Source organism: Clostridium sp. AF34-13 (assembly GCF_003477845.1).
GTDB lineage: Bacteria > Bacillota > Clostridia > Lachnospirales > Lachnospiraceae > Butyribacter > Butyribacter intestini.
Genome location: NZ_QUEB01000033.1, coordinates 1,016 through 1,417 on the forward strand (window position 1 = coordinate 1,016; position 402 = coordinate 1,417).

At 36.8% G+C, this 402-nt stretch carries 1 pseudogene; it reads right to left on the bottom strand.

From position 1 onward, the window contains the following. Positions 1 to 402: pseudogene (locus DWZ63_RS15395) on the bottom strand (IS30 family transposase); the annotation flags it as partial.

The following is a 402-nucleotide window of genomic DNA, read 5'->3' on the forward strand; positions in this document are numbered from 1 at the left end:
ATGGTAAGTAATACAGAACCGCCTTTTATACCTTCTACAGAATCAAGTTCAGCAACAGGCTGCGAAGGATTGTTTTGTCTGTAAAGTTTATAATCTTCATAATTCCTGCCAATTCTGCAAGATTTATCAACTTTAAGAGGGACTGACTTTTTCTTTCTGGGCTTAAATCTGACCTTTCTGGGCATATCTATATTTTTGGCAGAAAAAAGACCATTATCGGCATAAATATAAGCTGTTTTTTCACAGCAGGAAATCCTGTCCTGATTGTTAGCAATTATGTGATGAATGGACTGACCGTTTTTAAGTAAAGGACTTATGACAGAATCAAGCTGTTTCAATTCATTTTCGCAGAGATTAAAGCCAGAACGTGATTCGCTCCGCACCAACTCATACTCTTTTTGA